This window comes from Nonomuraea sp. NPDC049725, assembly GCF_040674795.1.
GTDB classification, from domain to species: Bacteria; Actinomycetota; Actinomycetes; order Streptosporangiales; family Streptosporangiaceae; genus Nonomuraea; species Nonomuraea ceibae.
This window is the reverse complement of sequence record NZ_JBFANJ010000016.1, coordinates 186,089-209,790: the sequence shown is the minus strand read 5'-3', so window position 1 is coordinate 209,790 and position 23,702 is coordinate 186,089. Positions and strand designations below refer to the sequence as shown.

Here is a 23,702-nt window from a genome sequence, read left to right as displayed (position 1 = left end):
TTCGAGGGGCTCCTGGATGCGCGAAAAAGAGACGCGACGGGGACCGGCGGGTACGGCGGAGGCGTTGCGCGAGGCTGCCAACAGATGTCCTTCCGGAAGGCACGGACGGAATCGGACTGCGCGCATGCCGAACGCCCCGGCAGGAGCCAGGGCGTGGAAGGGCAGCGCGAGGGAGCAGCATAACGCAAACAGGAAACGAATGTCCACACGTACTATAAGCGTCAACCTCGGTGCCGCCTTCAGGATGACACAGCGGGGTGAACTCGTCAACTTTCCCGCCGATCCGAAGCCCCGCGCCTTGACCTGGACAGGTTGCCTGCCCGTCAAATATCGTTAACTCTTAGGAAGGTTTCCTTTTTATTCCTGTCTCATCCCCCCAGGAGCACAGGTGCGCAAGAGCACAGTCGCCGCCATGACCGCCGCCACAGGAATGCTGGTCCTGCTGCCGGCCTCCGCGGCCCACGCCCACGGAACCATGTCCAACCCGCCCAGCCGCGTCTACGTCTGCAAGAACGAAGGCCCCGAGGCGCCGAAGTCCGACGCCTGCAAGGCCGCCGTGGCCGCCAGCGGGCCCCAGGCGTTCTACGACTGGAACGAGGTCTCGCTGCTCGAAGCGGGCGGGCGGCACCGCCAGCTCATCCCCGACGGCAAGCTCTGCAGCGCGGGCCGCGAGAAGTATCGCGGGCTCGACCTGCAGCGCGCCGACTGGCCCGCGACCCAGGTGCGGCCGGGCAACTTCACGCTGACCTACCACGCGTCCGCGCCGCACGGCAACAGCAACTTCGAGTTCTACATCACGCGCGACGGCTGGAACCCGACCATGCCGCTCAAGTGGTCGGACCTCGTCCACATCAAGACGTTCAACGGCCAGAACCCGACCACGTTCACGAACTGGACCATCAACCTGCCCCAGCGCAGCGGCAGGCACATCCTCTACTCGATCTGGCAGCGCGTGGTCGGCAGCAACGAGGCCTTCTACACCTGCTCGGACGTCGACTTCGGCGGCGGCAGCACGCCCACCCCCACCCCGACGCCCACGCCGACCCCCACGCCCACCCCGACCCCGACCCCGACTCCCACCCCCACGCCGACGTCGACGCAGCCCGGCGGCACGTGGAGCGCGGGCACGGCCTACCGGACGGGTGACCGGGTCACCTACGGCGGCGCGACCTACGAGTGCCTGCAGCCGCACACCGCCCTCACCGGCTGGGAGCCGCCGAACGTGGCCGCCCTCTGGAAGCGGATCTAGGAATTGGCCGGAACAGCGGCACGCTGGACCGCCACAGTCCTGAGTCTGCTGCTGGTCGTCGCCTGCGGACCCACCCGGTCCGCAGGCGATCCGGTCAACGCCGAGGACGTGATGTTCGTCCAGATGATGGTCCAGCATCATCGCCAGGGCATCGAGATCGCCGAAGTGGGCGCCGCCAGGGCGAAGACGCCGGAGCTGAAGACGCTGGCGTCGGCCATCGCGCTCACCCAGCAGGACGAGGTCGAGATGATGCTGCGCTGGCTGCACGCCTGGTCGCAGCCCCTGACCGCCGCCTCGGACTCCCACGACCACCACGGCGGCATGCCGGAGACCGACCGGAAGCAGATCGCCGACCTGAAGAAGTCCAAGAGCTTCGAACGTGACTTCCTCAACTTGCTGATCGCCCACCAGGACGACGCCGTCCAGATGGCCGGCGCCGAAACGGCAGGCGGCGCCAACCCGGAGGTGAAGCAGTGGGCGACCCGCGTCGAGGCGTCCCGCAAGGAGCAGATCCAGCAGATGCTGGCCCTGCTCAAGCGCGAACCCGCCAAGCGGACCTAGCCGGCGAACGGACCTGACCGGCAGGTCACCTCTCCACGGGTGGGGCGGTGACGCGCCGGTTGGCGTACAGGCTGGTGAGCGTGACGGTCGTCAGGACCGCGACGATCACCCCCAGCGAGGCGAGCGTGGGGATCTCCGGCACCGCCGGCCAGATGCCGTGCGCCCAGTGCAGCACGAGCTTGAGGCCGATGAAGCCGAGGATGACGCCGAGCCCGTGGTTCAGGTGCCGCAGCTTCTCCAGCACGCCCTGCAGCACGAAGTACAGTGCGCGCAGCCCCAGCAGGGCGAAGGCGTTGGTGACGAAGACCAGGAACGGGTCCTCGGTCACGCCGTACACCGCGGGCACCGAGTCGACGGCGAAGACGATGTCCGTGGCGAAGACGGCCACGATGGCGAGCGCGAGCGGGGTCAGGGCGCGCCGGCCCCCCTCGCGGACCGTCAGGCGGGAGCCCCGGTAGTCGCCGGTGACCGGCATGAACCGCCGCAGCAGGCGCACCGAGCGCATCGAGTCGATGTCGACCTGCTGCTCCCGGCCGCTCAGCGCCTCCTTGAGGATTTTCCAGGCGGTGACGACCAGGATGCCGCCGAACAGCAGGAACGCCCACGTGCCGCTCTGCAGCACCGCGGCGCCCAGCGCGATGAACACCGCGCGCAACACCAGCGCCCCGATGATCCCGTACAGCAGCACCCGCTGGGCCAGCTCACGCGGCACCGCGAACGCGGACAGCAGCAGCATGAACACGAACAGGTTGTCCACCGACAGCGACTTCTCCACCACGTAGCCGGTGTAGAACTCCACCGCCACGCCGCCGCCGAACGCGCTCCACACGTAGACGCCGAACAGCAGCGGGAGCGCCAGGTAGAACACCGACCAGCCGACCGCCTCGCGCATCCGCACCTCGTGCGGGCGCCGCGTCAGGACGAAGTCGACGCCCAGCAGCAGGACCAGGCCGGCGATCGTGACCGCCCACAGGCCGGGTGAGCCGATCGTCTCCAGCTGGGCAGCCGTCATCGAACCGGGTGGAGCGAGCATGGAACCTCCTCGAACGAGAGCCGTTCGAGGTCTCCTTCACCCGCGGCGCGCGGGCGGCCGCCCGGGGACGAGGTCACGTCCGTACTGACCGGGCCGGCGCTTGGGAAGTACTCCCCTCGCCCCCCAAGGGTAGGCGAACCCGCCGGTACGAGCCACCGCAGGGAGACCGATTGACCGGTGCGGGGCCCCGGGACGATAGTGGAGGAAGCACGGAGGGGAGTACCCGCCGTCCGACGTCCCGGCCGTCATCACGGCCTCCGCAGGCCCGGCGGGACGGCCCTTCCCGGCGCGGGAGGGTGCGGGAAGACCTTCGTCCTCGCAGTCGAGGCCGAAGGAGTCCTCATGTTCTTCGAAATTCTGCTGGGCGCCCTGCTGATCCTCTCCGCGCTGGTCGCTGCCGCCGTGCTGTGGGTGGGGCCGCCGCGTTCCTCCGCCGAGCGCCGGCACCGGACGACCCCCGTCGAGGATCGGCCGGACTGGCCGGGACGGCGGGGCTGACGAACCTGGTAAGCTACGTGCCGTTGGTTCGGATTCGGCTGGAGGGAGGTGAGGTTTGATGACCGCGGTGAAGACCGCTGCCCTGCGCAGCGCCCGGACAATCCTCACGTCCCGGGCCCCGGTCTGACCCACTTCCACCCCTTGCCGTAAGCCGTCGGGCTTGCGTGGCGGGGTGATGCCTGCGTCTCGTCGGGGCCCCTTCCCGCAAGGTGTCTCACGTTGCCACAACTTTTCACCGATCCATCCGACGACGGTCTGACCCGATACGGGTGGACCGACGCGCTCGACGAAGACTTCGCCCCTCACCGCGCGGCCGGTCTGGTGCCGGCCCGAATCGTGCGCGTCGACCGCGGCCGCTGTGACGCGGTCACCGAGACCGGCCCCGTACGCGCCGGTCTCGCGGCGCTGCACTCCCCCGATCCGCTCCTGGCGCCCTGCACCGGAGACTGGGCCGCGCTGCGGCCCGGCCCCGAGCCGGAGCTGGTCGCGCTGCTGCCCCGCAGCAGCGCGATCGTCCGCTCGTCGGCGTCCGGCACCTCCCACGGGCAGGTGCTGGCCGCCAACGTCGACGTCGTCGCCATCGCGCTCTCGCTCGCGGCCCCGCTGGACGGGGCCCGGCTCGAACGCATGCTGGCCCTGGCCTGGGAGAGCGGGGCCCGGCCGCTGGTCGTGCTCACCAAGGCCGACCTGGCCGCCGACGCCGAAGCCGCCCGCGCCGAGGCGGCCACGCTCGCACCGGGCGTCGACATCCTGGTCACCAGCGTCACCACCGGCCAGAACATCGACGTCCTCACCGCGTCGCTGAGCGGCACCACGGTGCTGCTCGGCTCGTCCGGGGCGGGCAAGTCCAGCCTCGGCAACGCGCTGCTCGGCGACGACCTGCTCGCCATCGGCGCGGTGCGGGAGCGTGACGGCAAGGGCCGCCACACCACCGTCCGGCGCGAGCTCGTCCCGCTGCCGTCCGGAGGCGTCCTCATCGACACCCCCGGCCTGCGCGGGATCAGCCTGTACGACGCCGCGGACGGACTGGAGCGGACCTTCGCCGAGATCGAGGCGCTGGCCCGCGACTGCCGCTTCGGCGACTGCGCCCACGACACCGAGCCAGGCTGCGCGGTGCAGGCCGCCATCGAGGCGGGCGAGCTGACCGAACGCCGCCTGAACAGCTACCGCAAGCTGCAGCGCGAGAACGCGTGGGCCGCCGCGCGGACCGACGCCCGGCTGCGCGGCGAGCGCACCGACAGGCAGAAGGCCATCACCAGCCATCTGCGTGCCACCTACAAGTTCAGGGACCAGCAGTCATGAGCGCCGACACGCCGCCCGCGGCGGCCGATCCGGTCGTGACCGCGTTCTTCGCCCTGCACGACGGCCTGCGCCGGGAAGGCCCCGGCTCCGACGCGACCACCCGCCGCCTGCTCGACCTGGCGGGGCCGCTGCCGGCGCGCCCACGCGTGCTGGACGCCGGCTGCGGCCGGGGCCCGGCCGCGCTGCTGCTCGCCCGGGAGGCCGGCGCCGAGGTGACCGCGGTCGACCTGCACCAGCCGTTCCTCGACGACCTGGACCTCGCCGCCCGCGAGGCCGGGCTGCCCGTCCGCACGCTGCGGGCGTCGATGGCCGAGCTGCCCTTCCCTGACGGGAGCTTCGACCTGATCTGGGCCGAAGGCTCCGTCTACCACATCGGCTTCGACACGGCGCTGCGCGTGTGGCGGCGGCTGCTCGCCCCCGGCGGCACGCTGGTCGTCACCGAGTGCGAGTGGAGCACCGGCTCCCCCTCGCCCGAGGCACGCGCGTTCTGGGACGGCCACTACCGGCTGCGCACCCACGAGCAGAACGCCGCCGCCGCCCGCGCCGCCGGCTACGACGTCGTCGCGGTGCACCCGCTCCCCGACGGCGACTGGTTCGACGAGTACTACACGCCGCTCGCCGAACGGGCCCGCGCCGCCGACCCGACCGTGCCCGGGATGCGCGAGGCCGTCGAAGCCACCCTCCAAGAGATCGCCATGCGCCGCGACCACGGCGCCGAATACCAGTACACCGGCTACGTCCTGCGCCCGCAGGCCACCACGGAAACGGACACCATGACCACCTCCTGGATCACCCGCCCCGAGACCACCGCCGACCTCGCCCGCATCCGCGAGGTCAACCTCGCCGCCTTCCCCAGCGCGCACGAGGCCGACCTGGTCGAGGCGCTGCGGGCCGACCCCGAGGCGTGGCTGCCCGGCCTGTCGTGGGTCGCCGAGACGGCCGACGGCGAGCTGGCCGGGTTCGCGCTGCTGACCCGCTGCCACGTCGACGGTGAGCCCGCGCTCACCCTGGGCCCGTGCGCGGTCTCGCCCGAGCACCAGCGGACGGGCGCCGGCTCGGCCGCCATCGAAGGAGCCCTGCGCGCCGCCCGCGAGCAGGGCGAGAACCTCGTGCTGGTGCTCGGCCACGCCGAGTACTACCCGCGCTTCGGCTTCACCCCGGCGTCCGGCTTCGGCGTCCGGCCGCCGTTCGAGGTCGAGGACAAGTACATGATGGCGCTGGCCCTCGACCCGGCCCGCCCGGTGCCGACCGGCACGATCCGCTACCCGGCGGCGTTCGGGGTCTGACGGACGCGCGTGGACGGCGGCCGGGCAGTCCGGCCGCCGTCCACCACCCGGGCGTGATGCCGACCACGCCGTCCGCATTCGTCGTCACTGATCCCGGCGTCCAGGGCGCCGCGCACGCCCTGGACGCCGGGATCAGGGCTGCAGGAGGACCTTGACGGCGCGGCGCTCGTCCATCGCCCGATAGCCCTCGGCGACCCGCTCCAGGGGCAGCGTGAGGTCGAAGACCCTGCCGGGGTCGATCGCGCGGTCGCCGATCAGCTCGACGAGCTCGGGCAGGTACTGGCGCACCGGGGCGGGGCCGCCGTGCAGGTGCACGAGGGAGAAGAACAGCTCGTCGCCGGGCAGCGCGACGTCGTGGCTGACGCCGACGTAGCCGACGTGGCCGCCGGGCCGGGTGGAGCGGATGGCCTGCATCATCGACTGCTGGGTGCCGACCTCCTCCACCACCCCGACGTACTCGTGCCCCATCGGGGCGGGCCCGTCCACCTGCTCCACGCCCCGGTACGGCCACAGGTCCGAGCCGCAGACGCAGGTGGCCGTCAGCCGGATGACCGCCGGTCGGCTCGATGATCGCCGGGTCCGGGCGGTCCTTGACACGGACGTCACCCGGGGCGTACAGCACTGCTCCACGCATGAGTGGATCTCCTGCAGACGGCAGCGGATGCCCGTCCTCTTACCGGGAACGGGCCGGGCGGTCCGCGTCCGGGGACAAGATGGCCGTCCCCAGGCCGATGCTTTGCCCCGCTGTGCGCCTACCGCTCCGCCGGCTGGGGAGCGCGGTGGGAGGCGACGAGGCTGAGCACGCCGATGACGAGCACCGGCCAGCCGCCCGTGACCGGGAAGTAGAGGACGCACAGCCCGAGGCCGAGGACGAGCAGGTACCAGCCGAGCTGCGCGGGCAGCCGCCCGGTCGTGCGGAGGATGTGCGCCGCCATCGTGCCCATGGCCAGCAGCGCGACCCCGGCGACCATGAACCACACGCTCGTCTCGCGGGCGTAGTAGTCGGGGACGCTGTCGTCGGCGAGGCTGCGGTAGAAGCCGTCGGCGACGATCGCGCCCCACGCGTTGGGCTGGACGAACGCCCAGGCGAAGTGGAGCAGCGCCGTGGCGATGACGAGCCGGGGGATCCAGCGGGTCAGCGTGTTCATGCGGGCTCTGCCTCCTTCTGCGGGGCCAGCCGCAGCGCGCGCTGGTAGATGTCGCGCAGCTGGGGCGCGGGGACGGCCGGGATGATCTGCTGGGCGCCGATGAGGACCAGGTAGAGCAGGTGGGCCATGGGGTCCACGTCGCTCTCCGGGCCGCCGAGGTCGCGCCACAGCACTCGCAGGTAGTCGATGCGGGTGCGGTCGACGCGCTCCTGCACGGCGCGCACCTCGGCGTCCTGAAGCGCCCAGGCGCGTACCGCCGAGTCCAGGCCCTCGCTGACGCTCTCGTCGTCGAGGACGAGGTCGACCAGGGCGCGTAGCCGGGCGTCGGCGGTCCCCTCCGCCTCCTCCACCGCCGAGATGAAGCGTGCGGTGTGCTCGGCCTCGAAGTGCGCGAGCAGGTCGGTCTTGAAGCCCGCCATGCCTTTGAAGTGGTGGTAGAAGGAGCCCTTGGTGAGGTCGAGCTCCCCGCACAGCCGTTCGATGGTCAGCGCCCGGGCACCGTCCTCGGTGAGGACGCGGAGCCCGGTGCGCAGCCAGTCGCGTTTTGACGCCATGCCAGCGACCATACCGTACCGTATGGTGCTGGGAGGTGAGGGGGTCAGCCGACCTCCGCGAGCACCCTGCGCAAGAAGGCGACCTGGTCGACGGCCACGCGTTCGCGCAGCTCGGGGTCGGTGTAGAAGGTGAAGTGGGTGCCGGGGAAGACGCGCAGCTCGCCGTGCGGCGCCCGGTCCGCGAGCTCCCGGCTCGTCTCCAGCGGCGTCTCGTGGTCGTCGGCGGCGGCGCAGACGAGCAGCGGGCAGCGCAGCCGCGCCGCGGCCTCGGCGGGACGGTAGCGCATCATGTCCAGCAGGGCCCGGGGGGCGATGCTGTTGCGCCACAGCGTCTTCGTGTTCCCGCCGGTCAGCGTGCGGATGTGCGCGTCGGCCTCGGGGGTGGCCGTGACCGCCCGCTCGCCGGGCCGGCCCACCATGGGGATGTAGTGCGGGCTCAGCCCGAGCCTGCCGCGCACCGCGTCCCACACGATGGAGCTCATCAGCCGCAGGGTCTGGGAGGTGTCGCGGTTCTCGACCCCTTTCGGGAACCCGTTGAACGGGATCTGCGCGACCACGGCGGCGACCTCGGGATCGTCGGCGGCCACGACGATGGCGTGCGCGCCGCCGAGCGAGTTGCCCCAGAGCACCACCCGCGCCGGGTCGACCCGCTCGTGGGCGCGGGCGAAGGCGAGCGCCGCGCGCAGGTCGTCGCGCTGCCCGGCGAGGTCGGGAAGCTGCCGGGGCTCACCGCCGCTCTCGCCGAAGCTCCGGTAGTCGAACACGAGCGCGCCGAACCCCTCCCCGGCGAACCCCTCCGCGTACGGGAACAGGCGGTCCATCGTGCCGCTGAAGCCGTGGCACAGCACCACGCAGGGCACCCGCCCGGCGCCCGCGGGCAGGTAGAGGTAGCCGGCGCACCGGACGCCGCCGACGGTGAAGGACACCTGGGTCCGCTCGAACATACGGATCACCTCGAAGCCGTAGACTGACTGTCGGTAAGCACTCTAGCCCCGGAACTGACCATAGGTAAGTGAGATCCATGACACCCCAGCGGATCCTCGCCGCCGCCAGGACCCTGTTCGCCGCCCGCGGCTACCGGGCGACGTCCATGCAGTCCATCGCCGACCGGGTCGGCATCACCAAGGCCGCCCTCTACTACCACTTCGACTCCAAGGAGGAGATCCTCCACCAGCTCACGCTGCCCCTGCTCGACGAGCTGGAGGCGGTGCTCGCCGAGGCCGAGGCGTGCGGCGACCCCGGCGAGGTGCGGTGGCGGGCCGTCGAGGGCTACGTGGACGTGCACCTGCGCCACCGCGAGACGCTCACCATGCTGGTCAAGGACATGACGCTGCTGGTCCAGGCGCCGGTGGCCGAGCGGTTCCGCGCCGCGATCGCGCTGGCCAACGAGCTGGTGGCGGGGCCCGGCGGCGGGCTGGAGCAGCGGGTGCGGGCCTCGCAGGCGGTCGCCGGGCTGGCCGACCCGGTGGTCCTGTTCCGCGACGTGCCCGCCGACCGGCTCAGGGCCCTCATCCTGGACGGCGCCCGCGCGCTCCTCGGCGAACCGCCCCGCCCATCCGAGCCGCCACGCCCGCCCGAGCCGCCCGGTTCCCCGGAGGCGTCCCGCCCGGCGGAGGTGCCCGCCGGGCGGGGGCGCGCACGGGGCAGGAGCGGCGGGCGGCCGGCCGCGCTGACCCCGGAGCAGACCGCGCGGGCCCGCGAGATGCACGCCGAGGGGCGCTCCGCCGAGGAGATCGCCACCGCGTTCGGCGTCTCAAGAGCGACCGTCTACCGCAGTCTCAAAAACAAATGATTATGAGACTTTGATTTCGAGACAAGCGGGTGGAGGCGTGTTGCTGTTTTAGCAAGAATGTTTGCCAGGATGGCGGAGGCTGACGCACCATCACGCCATGATGAAGACGCAGTATGACGTGATCGTCGTCGGAGGCGGCGCCGCCGGACTGAGCGGCGCCCTGACGCTGGCGCGGGCGCGCCGCTCGGTGCTCGTGATCGACTCCGGCCTGCCGCGCAACGCCCCGGCGTCCGGAATGCACAACTACCTGGGACGCGAAGGCATCGCGCCGTCGGAGTTCCTGGCCATCGGCCGCGAGGAGGCGGCCTCGTACGGCGCCGAGATCGTCACCGGCGTGGCCGTGACCGCCGAACGACTGGACGGCGGCGGGTTCCGCGTGGAGCTGGAGGACGGCACCACCCGCACCGCCGCGCGCCTGCTGGTGACCACCGGGCTGGTCGACGAGCTGCCCGAGGTGGCCGGGGTCGCCGAACGCTGGGGCCGCGAGGTGCTGCACTGCCCCTACTGCCACGGCTACGAGGTGCGCGACCGGCGCATCGGCGTGCTGGCGAGCGGCCCCATGGCCGTGCGGCAGGCGCTGCTGTGGCGGCAGTGGAGCGACCGCGTGACGCTGTTCCTCAACGACGTGCCGTCGCCGTCCGGCGAGGACCTCGAACAGCTCGCGGCCCGCGACATCGCCGTGGTCGGCGGCAAGGTCACCGGCCTGGAGGTGACGGACGACGCGCTCACCGGGGTGAACCTGGCCGACGGGCGGGCCGTCCCCGTCGAGGCCGTGGTCGTGGCGCCGCGCTTCACCGCGCGGGCGGGCGTCCTGGCCGGGCTCGGCCTGGAGCCGGTCGACCACGAGATGGCCGGGCACGTGCTCGGCTCGCACATCGCCGCCGACCCGACCGGAGCCACCGAGGTGCCCGGCGTCTGGGTCGCCGGCAACGTCGCCAACGTCGCCGAGGTCGTCATCGGCTCGGTCGCGGCGGGCGTGAAGGCCGCCGGCGCGATCAACGCCGACCTCGTCGCCGAGGAGACCCGCGAAGCCGTCGCCGCCCGCCGCACCCACCCCGCCGAGCACGGCGGCAACCACGTCCTCGGCGGGGAGGAGTTCTGGGACGCCCGCTACAGCGAGAGTGACCGCGTCTGGAGCGGCAACCCGAACGACATCCTGGTCCGCGAGGCCGCCGACCTGCCGCCCGGCACCGCGCTCGACCTGGGATGCGGCGAGGGCGCCGACGCCATCTGGTTGGCCGGGCGCGGCTGGCGCGTCACGGCCGTGGACGTCTCCGGCGTGGCCCTGGAACGCGCCGCCCGCCAGGCGGCCGAGGCAGGCGTCGCCGACCGCGTCGACTGGCAGCGGCACGACCTCGGCCGGTCCTTCCCGGAAGGCGTCTACGACCTGGTCTCGGCGCACTTCCTGCACTCCTACGCCGAGCTGCCCCGCGAGCGCGTCCTGCGCCGGGCCGCCGAGGCCGTCGCCCCGGGCGGGGTGCTGCTGATCGTCGGGCACGCCGGGTTCCCCTCCTGGGAGGAGAACCCGCACCCCGACGTGCACTTCCCCACCCCGCAGGAGGTCCTGCGCAGCCTGGAGCTCCGCGACGGCGCCTGGCAGGTGGAGCTCGCCGAGGAGCACGAGCGCGTCCAGACGCGCCCCGACGGCACTCCCGGCACCCGTACGGACAACGTGCTCAGACTGCGGCGCCGCACCGGTTGAGCGGCGATGACGCTGGACGGGACGCGGGCGCGGCGGGCAACGTGGGGCGGGTGCACCACGAAACCTGGTACGACCGCCCCGCCGCCCGCCGCTGGACCTGCGAGCCCGCCCCCGCCGGGGTGCGGGAGTTCCACGCCGGCCTGGTGGGATACGCGCCCACGCCGCTGACCGAGGTCCCCGGCCTGGCCTGGCCGCTCGGGGTGGGGCGGCTCCTGGTCAAGGACGAGTCGAACCGGCTGGGCCTGCCCGCGTTCAAGGCCCTGGGCGCCTCCTGGGCGATCCACCGGATCCTGGCCGCCCGCCCCGGGAACGATCCCGTACGGCTGGTCACCGCCACCGACGGCAACCACGGCCGGGCGGTGGCGCGGATGGCGCGGCGGTTCGGGCAGCGGGCGCACGTGTTCGTGCCGGAGGGCGTGCATCCGGCGGCGGTGGCGGCCATCGCGGCCGAGGAGGCGCGGGTCACCGAGGTCGCCGGCGACTACGACGAGGCGGTGCGCCGGGCCGCCGAGGCGGCGGAGGAGCCGGGCTCGGTGCTCGTCCAGGACACCGCGTGGCCCGGCTACGAGGAGACGCCCGGGTGGATCGTGGCGGGTTACTCGACGCTGTTCGCCGAGATCGACGAGCAGCTGGGCACCCCGGACCTGGTGGTGGTCCCGGCGGGCGTGGGGTCGCTCGCCCAGGCGGCGGTGATCCACTACCGCTCCGGCTCCATCCCTGTGGCGCTGATGACGGTGGAGCCCGACTCGGCCGCCTGCGTGCTGGCCAGTCTCCGGCGGGGCGCGCCCGTCAGCGTCGGGACCGGCGACACGATCATGTCGGGGCTCAACTGCGGCACCCCGTCCAGCCTGGCGTGGCCGTACCTGAGAGACGGCCTGGACGCGGCGGTCGCGATCGGCGACGACGACAGCGCCGCCGCCGCGCGGGAGCTGGCCGGGCACGGGGTCGCGGCGGGCCCGTGCGGCGCGGCCTCGCTGGCGGGCGCCCGCGCGGCCCTGACCGGCGACGGCGCCGCCGCCCGCCGCGCGGCTCTGGGCCTGGGCCCGGACGCCACGGTCGTCCTGCTCAGCACCGAGGGCCCGGACGCCAACCCCGCCCTCTGACCGAGCGGCGTACGGTCCCCCGCCCAGGTCCCGTGACCTGGGCGATATCAGGATGCGCCGGGCGATGCGGACGCAGTAGCGTCCAGACCCATGACACCCTCACGCACCAGGCCCCCCTTCGTCGCGGACGAGCGCACCCAGCTCGTCGGCTGGCTCGACATGCAGCGCGCCATCGTCCACTGGAAGTGCGAGGGCCTCTCCGAGGAGGACGCGCACCGCCCGGTCCTGCCGGACTCGCCGCTGATGACCGTGGCCGGTCTGGTGTCGCACCTGCGCTGGGTCGAGCACTGCTGGTTCGAGGTGCTGTTCATGGGCGGCCCGGCCGTCGGCCCGCAGTTCGACGAGGACGGTCCCGAGGACGCCGACATGATGGTCGACGACGTCCCGCTGGCCCGCCTGCTGGAGGAGTACGAGCGGCAGTGCGCCGTGTCGAACGAGATCATCGCCGCGCACTCCCTGGACGACGTGGGCAAGCATCCCGACTTCCGCTCCGCCGCCGCCAGCCTGCGCTGGATGCTCATCCACATGGTCGAGGAGACCGCCCGCCACGCCGGCCACCTCGACACCGTCCGCGAGCTCGTCGACGGGACCAAGGGCTACTACTGACGCGGACGCCTCTTGCGGACCGGCGGCGCGCGCGTTCATGCTCGACTGGCAGCACGAGCCGATCCCGGGAGGCGCGGTGCACGGCCAGGTTCCTGACGACGCCCGCCGGAGCCGCCCATGACGGTGACGGTGACGCCGCCGGTCCGGCGCGCGGTGGCGGTCCCCAGGCGGGTGCGCACCCTCGCCGGCCTGTCGCTGCTGTCGCTGGCGCTGCTGCTGACCGCGATCCTGGCCGGCGCGGCCAGCACGGGCGCCAGCCTGCGCACGATCGGGCATGACGCCGGGCCGCAGGTTCTCGCCACCACCGGCCTGTATCGGCAGATGTCCGAGATGGACGCGCTGGTGGCCGAGACGCTGCTGCTGGGCAGGGAGTACGGCCCGCAGCAGCAGGCCGACCTGACCGCCTACGACCAGCGGCGGCTGGAGATCTCCGAAAGCCTGCTCAAGGCCTACCGGCTGGCCCTGGACAACCCCACCGAGCAGCGTACGGTCGAGGCGCTGATCGAGGGGCTGGGCCGCTACGAACGGCTGGCGGCCGAGGCCCGGCTGCTCGACCGGCAGTCCGGGCACACCGCTGGTCAGCCGCCCGCCCCCGTGGTCGCCGCCTACCAGCGGGCCACCGACCTCATGCACCGCGAGCTGCTGCCCAAGGCGTACAACCTGACCTTGGAGACGGGCACGATCGTGCGGCGGGCGCACGACGCCGAGCGGTCGGCCACCGCGCTGGCCCGCACCGCGGTCGTCGTCACCGGGCTGCTCGCGCTCGCCTGCCTGGTGGGCCTGCAGACCTACCTGACGCGCAGGTTCCGCAGGGTGTTCGCGCCGGCCCTGGTGGTCGCGACCGTGCTGGGCGCGGCCGGGCTGGTGACCGGCGCCGTCCTGATCGAGCGGCAGGGCCGGGCGCTGGAGGAGGCCAAGCGCGGCGGGTTCGACGCGGTCCTGACGCTGACCAGGGCGCGGGCGATCAGCAGGAGCATGCACGGCGACCAGAGCCGCTACCTGCTCGACCCCGGGCGCAAGGACACCTACGAGCACACCTTCCTCGACAAGGCGCGGGCGATCGCCGCCGTCGAGTCCACGAGCCTGCCCGACTACCAGAGCAGGCTCGGCCCGGGCTTCCAGGGCCTGCTCGGCGGCGTGACCGGCGCGGACCGGACCAGGCTGTTCACCGCCTACCAGAGGTTCCAGCAGGCCGACGCGCGGATGCGCGGCATGTCGGGCGCGGCGGCGATCAAGTTCTGGGACGGCGAGCTCACCCAGGCGTACGAGGGCTACGACAAGGTGCTGGAGGAACTGGTCCGGCGGCACGAGTCCGACTTCGAGCGGGCCATCGACAGCGGCGACGGGGCGCTGGAGACGCTGTGGCGGCTGGTCCCCGCCGGGCTGGCCGCCGGCGCCCTGCTCGTCCTGGCCGGCGTGTGGCCACGACTCAGGGAGTACCGGTGAGACGACTGCTGATCTGCCTGCTCCTGCTCCTCACCGCCTGCGGCACGGCGCGGCCGGAATCGCTCGTGGACAAGGACGAGGTGGTCGTCGCCATCCGCTCCGACGTGCCGCTGATCAGCTTCAAGGGGCCGGACGGCGCCTACCACGGCTTCAACATCGACGTGGCCGAGGACCTGGTCTCCCGGCTGGGCAAGCGGATCCGCTGGCTGGAGATCACCGCGGGCGACCAGCTCACCGTGCTGACCGGTGGCCGCGCCGACCTGGTCTTCGCCCACATGTCGGTCACCCCGGAGCGCAAGAAGGTGATCGACTTCGCCGGGCCGTACCACGTCGACTTCCAGGACATCGCGGTCCGCCCCGCCGACAAGGACGCCATCCGCGACGTACGGGACCTGGAGGGGCGCAGGATCTGCTGGGTGCGCGGCACGAACATCGCCCAGCGGATCGTCGGCGAGCGCCGGGTCCGGGCGATCCCCGTCGAGGCGCCCGACTACAACGTCTGCCTGGACATGATCGAGGACGGCCGGATCGACGCCATCTCCACCAACGCCCAGATCCTGGCGGGGCTGCTCACCAAGCCGGGCGTCGACCTGCACCTGGTGGGCGCGACGTTCAACGAGCAGCGCACCTCGATCGGCGTGCGCAAGGGCGACGTCGACGGCTGCGAGGAGCTCAACCGGGCGATCACCCAGATGTACCAGGACGGCACCGCCCACATGCTGCTGGACAAGTGGTTCGGCAGGTCGGGCATCGACCTGTCGGTGATCGCCGTCCCCCAGTTCGAGGGCTGCTCCTAGCCGGTTCAGGCGGGTGGCTCGGCGACCTCGGCGCCGAACCTGGCGACGAGTGACTGCTTGGCGCGGCCGGCGGCTTCGACGTCGTAGGGGACGAGCTTGACGGCCGCCGGGTCCGCGGCCTTGGAGTGGGCGGGCACCTCGGTGTTGGTGGGCAGCGCGTAGAACCGCACGAGCGGTCCGAGCCGCTGGGAGGCGCCGCTGAGCGCCCAGTCGACGTACGCGCGCGCGCCAGCGGGGTTGTGCGCCCCGGCCAGCACGGCCAGGCCGCCGAGCTCGTAGCCGGTGCCCTCCTGGGGGAAGGTCACCTCCAGGTTCGGGTAGCCCTGCTCCTGGGCGGCGACGCAGTCGTGGGAGAAGACGACGCCGACCGCCGCCTCCTCCTTGGCCGCCTGCACGGCCGCCGCGCTGCCGGAGGCGTTGTAGCGCAGCACGTTCGGGTGGAGCCGGCGCATGTAGGCGAGCGCGGCGTCCTGGTCGCCGCCGTTGAGCAGCGCCTGGGTCCACAGGGCGGTGTAGGCGGTGCCGGAGGTGGCCGGGTGGGCGATGGCGACGCCGCCGCGCAGCCGCTCGTCCAGCAGGTCCGTCCAGGAGCGGACCGGCTTCAGGCCGCGCCTGGCCAGCTCCTCGGTGTTGTTGCAGAAGGCGAGCACGCCGGCGTAGACGCCGCTCCAGGCGTGCTCGGGGTCGACCCACCCGTCCCGAATTTCTGCGGATTTTTCGGACTTGTACGGCTCCAGTAATCCCTCACCCTTGGCCGCCACGTACGAGTCCGCCGGACCGCCGTGCCACACGTCGAACTCCTGCCGCGCCCGGGCCGACCGGATCCGCTCCAGCGCCTCCCCGCTCGACAGCCGGACGAAGTCGGCCTCCACGCCGGTGGCGTCGGAGAACCGCTTGACCATCATCGAGCACCACCGCTCGCTCGCCCCGCACGCGACCGTGATCTTGTCCCGGCGCTGCGCCGAGCACCCGGCGGCCAGCAGGACCGCCACCAGGGCGATGGCCAACGGCCTCATCGCGTCTCCCCACGGTTCGCCGGTGTTGCGCGGGTGCCGCTCCCATTCGACACTCCGCGGCGAGCCCCGCGCAACCGGTCTCAGCCACGCGGCGCGTACATGATCACCAGGACGCCCGCCAGGCAGACGAGCGCGCCGATGACGTCCCACCGGTCGGGCCGGAAGCCGTCGACGGCCATCCCCCACGCGAGCGACCCGGCGACGAAGACGCCGCCGTACGCGGCGAGGATGCGGCCGAAGTTCGCGTCCGGCTGCAACGTCGCGACGAACCCGTACAGGCCGAGCGCGACGACGCCGGCCCCGATCCACAGCAGGCCCCGCTGCTCGCGCACGCCCTGCCAGATCAGCCAGGCCCCGCCGATCTCGGCGAGGGCGGCCAGGGCGAACAGCAACAGAGAACGCGCGACGGTCATGCGGGCCAGTAGACCGCATCGTCGGCACCGCGTTGACATTCTAGGGCATCTATGTTTCCTTAATGACTCTAAGCAAATTTACGGGCTCTCCAGGAGGACTCCTGACATGCCGCGCAACCCTCTGGCCGCCGTCTTCGGCAAGTACGCCACGGAGGCGACCGTCGCCGTCGCCGAGCACGTCACGCCCACGATGCGGCGCGTGCGCCTCGAGACCGACCGGCCCGTGGACTTCCCCTACACCCCTGGCCAGCACGTCAGGATCCAGCTCAAGGACCCGCTCTCCGTGGCGGGGATCATGCGCCCGGCCGACACGCTGCGCACGTACACGATCTGGGAGCTCTCCCCCGGCCGCCGCGCCCTGGAACTGCGGATCCACCTGTACGACGGCGACGGCATCGGCCTGGAGTGGGCCCGGGCGGTCCGGCCGGGCGACCGGGTGACGTTCTGGTGGCCGCAGGGCGACTTCTTCACCCGCGAGGCGGACTTCCACGTGTTCGTCGGCGACGAGACGGCCGGCGCCGCCTTCGGGCCGATGATCGCCGGGCTGGACGGCTCGGCCGCGGTGTTCGGCGTGCTGGAGAGCGAAGGCCCCGAGCACGACCTGCCGATGCCGGGCGACCCGCCGCTGCGCCGCGTCCACCGGCACGGCGCGCCGGCCGCCTCCTCCCGCGTGCTGCTCGCGGCCGTGGCGGAGCTGGACCTGCCGGGCGACGCCGGGGCCGCCTACGTGGCCGGTGAGGCCAGGACCTGCCAGATGGTGCGCGACCACCTGGTCCGCGAGCGTGGCTGGCCGCGCACCTCGATCAAGGTCAAACCGTTCTGGGCCCCCGGCAAACGGGGCCTGCACTGACCCTTACCGACCTCGACGTCAAGGAGAGACCATGAAAGTGATCATCGTGGGTGGCGGCATCGGCGGCCTCACCGCCGCCGTGGCGTTCCACCAGCGCGGCTGGCAGGTGGAGGTCCTCGAACGCGCCCCCGCGTTCACCGAGGTCGGCGCGGGGCTGTCGATCCAGCCCAACGGCCTGCGCGCGCTGGACGTGCTCGGCCTGGGAGACACGCTGCGCGCCGGCGGCCAGGCCGAACCCCTCGCCGGCGTGCGGCACGCGAGCGGGAGCTGGCTGATCCGCAACGACACCGCCGACCTGAAGCGCAGGTTCGGCCAGTGGGTGATCGTGCACCGCGCCGACCTGGTCGCCCTGCTGTGCTCCGCCCTGCCGGGCGAGGCGCTGCGCGCCGGGGTCGACGTGCGGCACGTCGGGCCCGACGGCACGGTGGCCCACAGCGGCGGCGCCTCCACGGCGGACCTGGTCGTGGGCGCCGACGGCGTGCGCAGCGTCACCCGGCGCTCCCTCTGGCCGCGCCTGCGCGGGCCGCGTTACGTCGGATACACCACCTGGCGGCTCATCGTCGCGCCCCGGCCCATCGAGGGCAGCGTGGAGACGTGGGGCGAGGGGCAGCGGTTCGGGCACCAGCCGATGCCCGACGGCAGCGTCTACTGCTACCTGATGGCCAACGCCCCGGCCAGCTCCCGTCACGGCCTCGACCACCTGCGCGAGCGCTTCGCCGGCTGGCACGACCCCATCCCCGCCCTGCTGGCCGACGCCGACCCGGAGACCGTGCTGCAGCACGACACCTACGAGCTGCCCGGCCTCCCCTCCTACGTCCAGGGCCGGGCCGCGCTCCTCGGCGACGCGGCGCACGCCATGGCGCCCAACCTCGGCCAGGGCGCCTGCCAGGCGCTGGAGGACGCGGTCACGCTCGCCGCCGCCGTCGACACCCGGGGCGTACGCGCCGGGCTGGCGGAGTACGACCGGGTCCGCAGGCCGCGCACCCAGAAGATCGTCCGCCTCTCGCGCCAGGCCGGGGCGCCCGCGCACTGGACCTCCGGTCCCCTGACGGCCCTGCGTGACCTGGCGCTCCCGCGCCTGCCCGACGCGTTCTTCGAGCGCTCGATCGTGCCGACCTACACGTGGACGCCGTGACGCGCGCCCTTGCGCGCCGCCACGACGACGAGGAGCCCGGCGACGACCCCCGCGACGTACGGCGACGGCACGAGCAGGATCCCGCCCACCGCGCACCAGGCGGCGAGTCCCCAGCCGGCCCAGGCGGGCACGGGCACGCCGCGTCCGGCCAGGCGCCAGATCAGGCAGCCGAGCAGGATCAGCGGGACGCTGAAGCTGCCGGGGCCCGCCCAGAAGGTGACCTCGTTCTGCAGTGACCCGACGGTCGGGGCGGCGCCGCCGCCGGTGAGCGCGAGCGGGACGGCCGCCCACAGCCCCCGGCTCGCCCAGCCGGTGATGTCGTCCCACGCGATGAGCGCCAGCAGCGTCAGGTGCCCCGCGCCCAGCACGACCATGATCCCGCTCGCCCAGCGGAGCAGCGGCTTCGTGGAGTCCATCGTGACGTCCCCTTCCGGTGGCCGTGATCTATACGGAGCCGTACAGAACGATGTGTACGGTAACGTACAAACCCGGACGCGATCAACGGAGGTGGCTGCGATCCCCGCCACACCACGCACGACCCGGGCCCGCTGGATCGAGGCGGGCCTCGAAGCGCTCGCCCGCGGCGGCCCCGACGCGGTGCGCGTCGAGACGCTGGCCGCCACGCTCGGCGTGACCAAGGGCGGGTTCTACGGCTACTTCGACGGCCGGCCCGCGCTGCTGGCGGAGATGCTGGACGAGTGGGAGCGCAGCTGCACCCGCGAGCTCATCGCCCAGGCCGAAGCCGAGGGCGGCGACCCGGCCGACCGCATCCGCCGGGTCGGCCAGCTCACCTTCACGGACGACTTCCACCGGGTCGATCTCGCGGTCCGGGCCTGGGCGCGGCATGACGAGGCCGTCGCCGCGCGGCTGCGGCGCGTGGACAACGAGCGCATGGACTTCCTGCGCGAGATGTTCGGGGCCTTCGTCGCCGACCCCAGGGAGGTCGAGGCGCGCAGCATCCTGGCGTTCTCGCTGGCGATCGGGCGCTACTTCATGGCCGTGGACCACCCCGGTTACAGCACGCTCGAAGCCGTCCACCTGGCCGGCGAGCACCTGCTGCGCCCGCCGTCGTGAGCGTGACGGTCAGGCCCAGCGGCCCGTGAACAGCTCCTCGCCCGGCGGGTCGCCGGGCAGGCCGCCGGGGGCGCCGGGGCGCAGCCCGTCGAGCGCGATCGCGACCAGGCGGGCGCGGGCCCGGACGGCGGCGGGAAGCAGGTCGTCCCTGCCCTGCTTGCGGAGCTGATCCACCAGCGGGGAGCGGCCGAGCTGCTCGATCAGCAGGGCGACGTCGACTGCGGCGACGTCAGGGCGCAGCACCCCGGCGTCCTGGGCGCGCCGCACCAGGGCGTCGAGCAGGTCGTCGCCGCGGCGCGACGCGGCGTCCATCTCGTCGCTCACCTCGACGGCTCCGGCGATCGGGGCCAGCGTGCCCTGGCCGAACTCCACGCACGCGGTGACGAATCCGGCCAGCCCCGCCCACGGGTCGGGATCGGCCAGGCCCTCTTCGGCGGCCTCGTTCCAGTGCTCCAGTGACAGCACGGCGAGCCGCTGGAACAGCTCCTCCTTGGTCCGGTAGCGCCGGTAGAGGCTGCCGATGCCGACGCCCGCCCGGGCGGCGATGGCGGCGACGGAGGCGTGCGCGCCGTCCTCGGCCAGGACGGCGCGGGCGGCTTCGAGAAGCGCCCGGTCGTTGCGCGCGGCGCGATCGGTGCGGCTGGTCACCGCTGTGATCCTAGCAGACTTGCGGAGCGATTCACTCCGGTGTAACGTCGCGGTCGAACCGGAGCGAATCGCTCCGCCATTGCTGAGGAGACGGACATGAACACCGAGAGGGCCGCGATCGAGCAGGTCGTCCGCGACGCCGAGAAGCTGCAGAACGACGTGGACGGCTTCACCGGACTGCTGACCGAGGACGTGTCGCTCGTCAACTTCACCGGCATCCGGCTGCGGGGCCGCGAGCAGGTGCGCGAGGTCATGGCCAAGGCGCTGCGCAGCCCGCTGAAGGACGTCCTCACGACGAACGAGCTGCTGGACGTCACCTTCCTGCGGGAGGACGTGGCGCTGGCCAACCTGGTCAAGCACGTCAACGACGGCAGGCGTGGCGCGCTGACGTTCGTGCTGGTCAAGGAGGACGGCCGGTGGCTGATCGCGCTGGCCCAGACGACACCGATCGTCTAGCTCCCGGCCTTGTGGTTCGATCGCACCATAAACCCTGTTATGGTTCGATCGAACCACGAAACAAGGGGAGACACGTCCATGAAGCACGTCGCAGCGCTGGCCGTCGGCCTGCTGCCCCTCGTCCTCGGGCCACAGGCCGCCGCGGCCTCCCCGGCCGCGCCCACCGCCCCCGCCCCCGTCGCCGTGACGGTGACGGGCGCGGTGCGGGGCACGGCCCAGGACGGGGTCCGCCGCTTCCGCGGCATCCCGTACGCCGCCCCGCCCGTCGGCGACCGGCGCTGGCGGCCACCGGCGCCGGCGAGCCCCTGGCCCGGCGTCCGCGACGCGACGACAGCCGGACCGGCGTGCCCGCAGCCCTCCGCGCCCGACATGCCGGAAGGCGTCCCGCAGAGCGAGGACTGCCTGACCGTGGAGGTGACCGCACCGGCCCGCCCCGGGAAGAACCGGCCCGTCATGGTCTGGCTGCCCGGCGGGGGGTTCGTCACCGGCGCCGGCTCCATCTACGACCCGGCCCGGCTGGTCACGACCGGCGACCTCGTGGTCGTGACCGTCAACTACCGGCTCGGCGTGTTCGGCTTCTTCGCCCACCCCGAGCTCGGCAGGACCGGCAACTTCGGCCTCCAGGACCAGGTGGCGGCGCTGCGCTGGGTGCGGGCCAACATCGCCGCGTTCGGCGGCGACCCCGGCGCGGTCACCCTCGCCGGCGCCTCGGCCGGGGGCATGAGCGCGTGCACCCTCATGACCTCACCGGCCGCCCGCGGCCTGTTCCACCGGGCGATCGTCCAGAGCGGCTCGTGCCGCACCGAGCACCCCGCCGGAGCGATGGGCGAGGGCATGCCCGCGATCTCCTCCTGGCACCCGATCGAGACGATCCAGTCCGCCGGGCAGGCCCTGGCCGGGGAGCTGGGCTGCGCCGACATGGCCTGCCTGCGCCGCAGGAGCACCGCCGAGCTGCTGCCGCACACCGCCCGCTTCCCGCTGCTCGCGTACGGGACCCGCCTCGTCCCGCGCGAGCCCGCCCGGGTGTTCTCCGCGGGCGGGCAGGCGGCCGTGCCGCTGCTGCAGGGCAACACCCTTGACGAACACGTCGAGTTCACCCTGGCCACCCGCCCGGGAGGCGTCACCGCCCGCCAGTACCCGGCCCTGCTCAGGACCGCCTTCGCCGACGCCGCGCCCCGGGTCGAACGGCGCTACCCGCTGCGCCGCTTCCCCTCCCCCACGGCGGCGACCGCCCGCGTGTTCAGCGACAGCGGCTGGATCTGCCCGTCGTGGAAGTCGGGCCGCGAGCACGCGAGAAAGGCGCCTGCCTGGGCGTACGTCTTCGCCGACCCCTCGGCCCCCACGCCCGGCGGCAACCCACTGCCCGACCACGTCCGCCCCGCCACGGCGCACGGCGCGGAGACCTTCTACCTGTTCGACTTTCCCGACTCCCCGCGGCTCAGCCCCGGGCAGCGGCGCCTGGCCGACCGGCTCGTCGGCTACTGGGCCGGGTTCGTCAGGACCGGCGACCCCAACGGGCCGGGCAGCCCGCGCTGGCCCCGCCTGGACGCCGCCGACCGTGCGCTCCGCCTCGCCCCCGGCGCGGTACGGCCGTTCAACCTGAAGAACGCCCACCACTGCGGCCTCTGGTCTTGACGGAACAGGGTGCCGCCCGTGCTCACGACGTGACCCGGCCGCGACAAGCTCCGGCGCAGGGGCGCGTCAAGGCCCTGGACGTCGCTGCCACCGGCGGCGAGCACGGTCCCGAGCGGGCTATCGGCTTCAACCACCGCATCGGCGGCACCAGCTACCGTTCCGGCGGTCTTGTGGGGAAGTGGCTGAAGAAGGGCACGACCTGGTGGAAGGACCGCCACCAGACGCACCTCTGGCACACCGAGCTGCTGGGGTATGACGAGCAGCTCGTCAACCCGGGCGAGCCCGCGACGCTGGCCGCCCTGCTGAGGAACGGGGTGCGGAGCGGCGACACCGTCACCGGCGCGATCACGTTCAAGGAGCTCGAGCGGGTCTCCCGGTGGGCGGAGCACGCCTCGCACATCGGCTGGGACGGGGACACGAGGGTCTCCTACACTCTCACGCTGAGCCCTTCGGGCCTGGTCAGCGGTGTGCGGAGCACGTTCACGCTTGCCGCCGGCCTCGACGAGCTGGTGGGGAAGATTGTCCACGTCGACACCCGCTACGAGCGGTGGGGCGGCATGGTGCCGATCAAGGCGCCGGACCCCCGGAAGACGACCTCCGAGCTGTGTGTCGAGAAGCTGTGCAAGTGGCGCCTGCCCGGCTGAGGGCTTGATCCCGGTTGACCTTGACACCGTGACAAGGTCTTCACTGGGGCCGAGGAGGTGGCCCCATGCCGCTGCAGGAAACGGTTACGGTTCAGGTCGTGCGAGGGCTGGCGGACGACGGTGCGTCGGTGCGCCTGCGGGCCGCGATGGCGGCCGGCACGACGCCTGAGCCGGGGTTCGTCGGCGCGCTCGTCGAGCGGTGCGCGGTCGAGCCCGACTTCCAGGTGCGGGAGATGCTGACGTGGGCGCTCACGCGCCATCCGGCGTCGCTGACGGTCCCGGTGCTGGTCGAGGAAGTACGCTCGGAGCGGGCGCAGGCACGCAGCCAGGCGCTGCACACCCTGTCCAAGATCGGGGATCGGCGGGCCTGGCCGGCGATCACGCCGCGGGTGCTGGCCGACGCCGACGACGAGGTGGCGCGGAGCGCCTGGCGGGCGGCGGTCGCGCTCGCGCCCGAGGACGAGTGTCCGGAGCTGGCCGTGGCGCTGGCCGCGCAGCTCGGGCGGGGCGGGCGTGAGGTGCAGCTGAGCCTCAGCCGGGCGCTGGTGGCGCTCGGCGAGGTGATCGAGCCGGCCCTGCGCGCCGCCGCGGCGGACCCCGACCCTCGGGTGCGCACGCACGCGGCGGCCACCGAGCTGCTGCTGCGCGACCCCGACGCCGGGTTCGAGTTCGCGATCGAGGAGGCCAAGCGCGCCGTGGCGCTCGGCGTGGAGTGACAGCCTGGAGTGAGAGGGTGAGCAGGAGCGACAGGGTG

At 73.0% G+C, this 23,702-nt stretch carries 26 protein-coding genes and 2 pseudogenes; 19 read left to right on the top strand and 9 right to left on the bottom strand.

Annotation, left to right across the window (positions count from 1 at the left end):
* Window positions 1–388: 388 nt before the first annotated feature.
* Both AB0J53_RS34825 and AB0J53_RS34820 read left to right on the top strand, forming a co-directional pair.
* Window positions 389–1,249 (top strand): lytic polysaccharide monooxygenase, encoded by an 861-nt coding sequence (locus tag AB0J53_RS34825; protein ID WP_219507713.1) that lies wholly within the window; start codon window positions 389–391, stop codon window positions 1,247–1,249.
* A 3-nt stretch (window positions 1,250–1,252) separates the two neighbouring features.
* Complete coding sequence (locus tag AB0J53_RS34820; RefSeq protein ID WP_357588026.1) at window positions 1,253–1,810, top strand: DUF305 domain-containing protein; 558 nt, start codon at window positions 1,253–1,255, stop codon at window positions 1,808–1,810.
* A gap of 25 nt (window positions 1,811–1,835) precedes the next feature.
* Here AB0J53_RS34820 and AB0J53_RS34815 read toward each other — a convergent pair whose 3' ends face one another.
* Complete coding sequence (locus tag AB0J53_RS34815) at window positions 1,836–2,843, bottom strand: TerC family protein (protein ID WP_219507710.1); 1,008 nt, start codon at window positions 2,841–2,843, stop codon at window positions 1,836–1,838.
* A 342-nt stretch (window positions 2,844–3,185) separates the two neighbouring features.
* Here AB0J53_RS34815 and AB0J53_RS34810 point away from each other — a divergent pair, with 342 nt between their 5' ends.
* The 4 genes and pseudogenes from AB0J53_RS34810 to AB0J53_RS34795 all read left to right on the top strand — a co-directional run bounded on the left by AB0J53_RS34810 (window position 3,186) and on the right by AB0J53_RS34795 (window position 5,929).
* Window positions 3,186–3,341, top strand: a complete 156-nt coding sequence (locus AB0J53_RS34810) for a hypothetical protein (protein WP_364180205.1) — start codon at window positions 3,186–3,188, stop codon at window positions 3,339–3,341.
* Window positions 3,342–3,560: 219 nt separating this feature from the next.
* On the top strand, window positions 3,561–4,643 hold the full coding sequence (rsgA, locus tag AB0J53_RS34805; protein WP_364180203.1) for a ribosome small subunit-dependent GTPase A: 1,083 nt from the start codon (window positions 3,561–3,563) through the stop codon (window positions 4,641–4,643).
* Window positions 4,640–5,197 (top strand): annotated as a pseudogene (locus AB0J53_RS34800) (class I SAM-dependent methyltransferase); the annotation flags it as partial. The gene rsgA and the pseudogene AB0J53_RS34800, both read left to right, overlap by 4 nt.
* A gap of 219 nt (window positions 5,198–5,416) precedes the next feature.
* On the top strand, window positions 5,417–5,929 hold the full coding sequence (locus AB0J53_RS34795) for an N-acetyltransferase (protein ID WP_364180221.1): 513 nt from the start codon (window positions 5,417–5,419) through the stop codon (window positions 5,927–5,929).
* Between the two features lie 132 nt (window positions 5,930–6,061).
* On the opposite strand, the pseudogene AB0J53_RS34790 reads toward AB0J53_RS34795, so the two are convergent.
* From AB0J53_RS34790 to AB0J53_RS34775, 4 genes and pseudogenes are all read right to left on the bottom strand, one after another.
* Window positions 6,062–6,563, bottom strand: a pseudogene (locus AB0J53_RS34790) (alcohol dehydrogenase catalytic domain-containing protein).
* A gap of 118 nt (window positions 6,564–6,681) precedes the next feature.
* Window positions 6,682–7,077 carry a DUF6463 family protein gene (locus AB0J53_RS34785; RefSeq protein WP_364180201.1) on the bottom strand — a complete coding sequence of 132 codons (396 nt, stop codon included), beginning with the start codon at window positions 7,075–7,077 and terminating at the stop codon, window positions 6,682–6,684.
* Window positions 7,074–7,631, bottom strand: a complete 558-nt coding sequence (locus tag AB0J53_RS34780; RefSeq protein ID WP_364180199.1) for a TetR/AcrR family transcriptional regulator — start codon at window positions 7,629–7,631, stop codon at window positions 7,074–7,076. Before AB0J53_RS34780 ends, AB0J53_RS34785 begins: the two co-directional genes overlap by 4 nt.
* A 44-nt stretch (window positions 7,632–7,675) precedes the next feature.
* Entirely contained in the window at window positions 7,676–8,575 is a 900-nt protein-coding gene (locus AB0J53_RS34775) for an alpha/beta hydrolase (protein WP_364180197.1), read from the bottom strand.
* A gap of 77 nt (window positions 8,576–8,652) precedes the next feature.
* Here AB0J53_RS34775 and AB0J53_RS34770 point away from each other — a divergent pair, with 77 nt between their 5' ends.
* From AB0J53_RS34770 to AB0J53_RS34745, 6 genes are all read left to right on the top strand, one after another.
* Window positions 8,653–9,423 (top strand): TetR family transcriptional regulator, encoded by a 771-nt coding sequence (locus AB0J53_RS34770; RefSeq protein WP_364180195.1) that lies wholly within the window; start codon window positions 8,653–8,655, stop codon window positions 9,421–9,423.
* A 97-nt stretch (window positions 9,424–9,520) separates the two neighbouring features.
* Window positions 9,521–11,125, top strand: a complete 1,605-nt coding sequence (locus AB0J53_RS34765) for an FAD-dependent oxidoreductase (protein ID WP_364180193.1) — start codon at window positions 9,521–9,523, stop codon at window positions 11,123–11,125.
* 50 nt (window positions 11,126–11,175) lie between these two features.
* On the top strand, window positions 11,176–12,228 hold the full coding sequence (locus AB0J53_RS34760) for a pyridoxal-phosphate dependent enzyme (RefSeq protein WP_364180191.1): 1,053 nt from the start codon (window positions 11,176–11,178) through the stop codon (window positions 12,226–12,228).
* A 90-nt stretch (window positions 12,229–12,318) separates the two neighbouring features.
* Window positions 12,319–12,834, top strand: a complete 516-nt coding sequence (locus AB0J53_RS34755; protein ID WP_219507699.1) for a DinB family protein — start codon at window positions 12,319–12,321, stop codon at window positions 12,832–12,834.
* 117 nt (window positions 12,835–12,951) lie between these two features.
* Window positions 12,952–14,280, top strand: a complete 1,329-nt coding sequence (locus tag AB0J53_RS34750; RefSeq protein WP_364180188.1) for a hypothetical protein — start codon at window positions 12,952–12,954, stop codon at window positions 14,278–14,280.
* On the top strand, window positions 14,277–15,077 hold the full coding sequence (locus tag AB0J53_RS34745) for a transporter substrate-binding domain-containing protein (protein ID WP_364180186.1): 801 nt from the start codon (window positions 14,277–14,279) through the stop codon (window positions 15,075–15,077). The genes AB0J53_RS34750 and AB0J53_RS34745 overlap by 4 nt, the downstream gene beginning before the upstream one ends.
* A gap of 5 nt (window positions 15,078–15,082) precedes the next feature.
* Here the strand turns inward: AB0J53_RS34745 and AB0J53_RS34740 are convergent, their stop codons facing one another.
* Together AB0J53_RS34740 and AB0J53_RS34735 are read right to left on the bottom strand one after the other, a co-directional pair.
* A complete protein-coding gene (locus AB0J53_RS34740; RefSeq protein WP_364180184.1) occupies window positions 15,083–16,093 on the bottom strand; it encodes an ABC transporter substrate-binding protein in 1,011 nt (336 codons plus the stop codon).
* Between the two features lie 80 nt (window positions 16,094–16,173).
* On the bottom strand, window positions 16,174–16,506 hold the full coding sequence (locus AB0J53_RS34735; RefSeq protein ID WP_219507693.1) for a YnfA family protein: 333 nt from the start codon (window positions 16,504–16,506) through the stop codon (window positions 16,174–16,176).
* 106 nt (window positions 16,507–16,612) lie between these two features.
* On the opposite strand from AB0J53_RS34735, the gene AB0J53_RS34730 reads away from it, so the two are divergent.
* A complete protein-coding gene (locus tag AB0J53_RS34730) occupies window positions 16,613–17,356 on the top strand; it encodes a siderophore-interacting protein (protein WP_364180181.1) in 744 nt (247 codons plus the stop codon).
* Between the two features lie 31 nt (window positions 17,357–17,387).
* On the top strand, window positions 17,388–18,491 hold the full coding sequence (locus AB0J53_RS34725; RefSeq protein WP_364180179.1) for an FAD-dependent monooxygenase: 1,104 nt from the start codon (window positions 17,388–17,390) through the stop codon (window positions 18,489–18,491).
* Here the strand turns inward: AB0J53_RS34725 and AB0J53_RS34720 are convergent.
* Window positions 18,473–18,907, bottom strand: coding sequence for a DUF6463 family protein (locus tag AB0J53_RS34720; RefSeq protein ID WP_219507688.1), 435 nt, complete (start codon window positions 18,905–18,907; stop codon window positions 18,473–18,475). The two genes, AB0J53_RS34725 and AB0J53_RS34720, sit on opposite strands and share 19 nt — an antisense overlap.
* A 91-nt stretch (window positions 18,908–18,998) precedes the next feature.
* On the opposite strand from AB0J53_RS34720, the gene AB0J53_RS34715 reads away from it, so the two are divergent.
* Window positions 18,999–19,565, top strand: coding sequence for a TetR/AcrR family transcriptional regulator (locus AB0J53_RS34715; protein WP_308125861.1), 567 nt, complete (start codon window positions 18,999–19,001; stop codon window positions 19,563–19,565).
* Between the two features lie 9 nt (window positions 19,566–19,574).
* Here the strand turns inward: AB0J53_RS34715 and AB0J53_RS34710 are convergent, their stop codons facing one another.
* Window positions 19,575–20,213 (bottom strand): TetR family transcriptional regulator, encoded by a 639-nt coding sequence (locus AB0J53_RS34710; protein ID WP_364180176.1) that lies wholly within the window; start codon window positions 20,211–20,213, stop codon window positions 19,575–19,577.
* 96 nt (window positions 20,214–20,309) lie between these two features.
* On the opposite strand from AB0J53_RS34710, the gene AB0J53_RS34705 reads away from it, so the two are divergent.
* From AB0J53_RS34705 to AB0J53_RS34690, 4 genes are all read left to right on the top strand, one after another.
* Entirely contained in the window at window positions 20,310–20,669 is a 360-nt protein-coding gene (locus tag AB0J53_RS34705) for an SgcJ/EcaC family oxidoreductase (protein ID WP_364180174.1), read from the top strand.
* A gap of 78 nt (window positions 20,670–20,747) precedes the next feature.
* Complete coding sequence (locus AB0J53_RS34700) at window positions 20,748–22,304, top strand: carboxylesterase family protein (protein ID WP_364180172.1); 1,557 nt, start codon at window positions 20,748–20,750, stop codon at window positions 22,302–22,304.
* Between the two features lie 29 nt (window positions 22,305–22,333).
* Entirely contained in the window at window positions 22,334–22,948 is a 615-nt protein-coding gene (locus AB0J53_RS34695) for a hypothetical protein (protein ID WP_364180170.1), read from the top strand.
* Between the two features lie 65 nt (window positions 22,949–23,013).
* Window positions 23,014–23,664 carry a HEAT repeat domain-containing protein gene (locus AB0J53_RS34690; RefSeq protein WP_364180168.1) on the top strand — a complete coding sequence of 217 codons (651 nt, stop codon included), beginning with the start codon at window positions 23,014–23,016 and terminating at the stop codon, window positions 23,662–23,664.
* Window positions 23,665–23,702 lie beyond the last annotated feature (38 nt).

Excerpts from the sequence above, each read along its gene's own strand:
- AB0J53_RS34750 (WP_364180188.1), top strand. The coding sequence starts at position 12,952 with ATGACGGTGACGGTGACGCCGCCGGTCCGGCGCGCGGTGGCGGTCCCC.
- AB0J53_RS34770 (WP_364180195.1), top strand. The coding sequence starts at position 8,653 with ATGACACCCCAGCGGATCCTCGCCGCCGCCAGGACCCTGTTCGCCGCC.
- AB0J53_RS34725 (WP_364180179.1), top strand. The coding sequence starts at position 17,388 with ATGAAAGTGATCATCGTGGGTGGCGGCATCGGCGGCCTCACCGCCGCC.
- AB0J53_RS34780 (WP_364180199.1), bottom strand. The coding sequence starts at position 7,631 with ATGGCGTCAAAACGCGACTGGCTGCGCACCGGGCTCCGCGTCCTCACC.
- AB0J53_RS34740 (WP_364180184.1), bottom strand. The coding sequence starts at position 16,093 with ATGAGGCCGTTGGCCATCGCCCTGGTGGCGGTCCTGCTGGCCGCCGGG.
- AB0J53_RS34775 (WP_364180197.1), bottom strand. The coding sequence starts at position 8,575 with ATGTTCGAGCGGACCCAGGTGTCCTTCACCGTCGGCGGCGTCCGGTGC.
- AB0J53_RS34815 (WP_219507710.1), bottom strand. The coding sequence starts at position 2,843 with ATGCTCGCTCCACCCGGTTCGATGACGGCTGCCCAGCTGGAGACGATC.
- AB0J53_RS34765 (WP_364180193.1), top strand. The coding sequence starts at position 9,521 with ATGATGAAGACGCAGTATGACGTGATCGTCGTCGGAGGCGGCGCCGCC.
- AB0J53_RS34755 (WP_219507699.1), top strand. The coding sequence starts at position 12,319 with ATGACACCCTCACGCACCAGGCCCCCCTTCGTCGCGGACGAGCGCACC.
- AB0J53_RS34730 (WP_364180181.1), top strand. The coding sequence starts at position 16,613 with ATGCCGCGCAACCCTCTGGCCGCCGTCTTCGGCAAGTACGCCACGGAG.
- AB0J53_RS34705 (WP_364180174.1), top strand. The coding sequence starts at position 20,310 with ATGAACACCGAGAGGGCCGCGATCGAGCAGGTCGTCCGCGACGCCGAG.
- AB0J53_RS34810 (WP_364180205.1), top strand. The coding sequence starts at position 3,186 with ATGTTCTTCGAAATTCTGCTGGGCGCCCTGCTGATCCTCTCCGCGCTG.
- AB0J53_RS34700 (WP_364180172.1), top strand. The coding sequence starts at position 20,748 with ATGAAGCACGTCGCAGCGCTGGCCGTCGGCCTGCTGCCCCTCGTCCTC.
- AB0J53_RS34785 (WP_364180201.1), bottom strand. The coding sequence starts at position 7,077 with ATGAACACGCTGACCCGCTGGATCCCCCGGCTCGTCATCGCCACGGCG.
- AB0J53_RS34690 (WP_364180168.1), top strand. The coding sequence starts at position 23,014 with ATGCCGCTGCAGGAAACGGTTACGGTTCAGGTCGTGCGAGGGCTGGCG.
- AB0J53_RS34735 (WP_219507693.1), bottom strand. The coding sequence starts at position 16,506 with ATGACCGTCGCGCGTTCTCTGTTGCTGTTCGCCCTGGCCGCCCTCGCC.
- AB0J53_RS34720 (WP_219507688.1), bottom strand. The coding sequence starts at position 18,907 with ATGGACTCCACGAAGCCGCTGCTCCGCTGGGCGAGCGGGATCATGGTC.
- AB0J53_RS34795 (WP_364180221.1), top strand. The coding sequence starts at position 5,417 with ATGACCACCTCCTGGATCACCCGCCCCGAGACCACCGCCGACCTCGCC.